The organism is Clostridium celatum (assembly GCF_021412605.1).
Classification (GTDB): domain Bacteria; phylum Bacillota; class Clostridia; order Clostridiales; family Clostridiaceae; genus Clostridium; species Clostridium celatum.
Genome location: NZ_JAJKGM010000118.1, coordinates 1 through 427, shown reverse-complemented (window position 1 = coordinate 427; position 427 = coordinate 1). Strand labels below are relative to the sequence as shown.

The window sequence follows — 427 nt, the reverse complement described above, 5'->3', positions numbered from 1 at the left end:
GATGCAGATAAATATTTTGTACAAGCTAAAGCTACAGATGGAAAAGTAAAAGTAGTAGTAGCTGGACTTGGAATAGCCTTAGAAAATGTTAAAGACATTGTTAAGTTAACATTCATAGCTAAGGCTAGTGGAGAAAATATAGCATTTGATTTAATAAATGGTAAAGTTGCAGATGGAGAAGGTGCTGAAGAAGCAACTAAGACATCAACTGTAACAACAAATATAAAAGAAGCTGTAAATAAATCTGAATTAACTTCAGTTATTGAAGACGCTAAAAATATAATTGAAAATGAATCAGATAAGTATACAGAAGCAACAATAAATGCATTAAAAGAAGCTGTTAAATTAGCAGAAGAAGTAGTAGCTAATGAAGGTGCAACACAAGATCAAGTAGATGTTGCTAAGACAGCAGTACAAAATGCAATTG

Annotated in this window: 1 protein-coding gene; it reads left to right on the top strand. The window is 31.4% G+C overall.

The genetic code is table 11. The features are described 5' to 3' along the window. A partial coding sequence (locus LPC13_RS16795; RefSeq protein WP_234089037.1) for a hypothetical protein occupies nt 1-427 on the top strand: 427 nt, incomplete at both ends.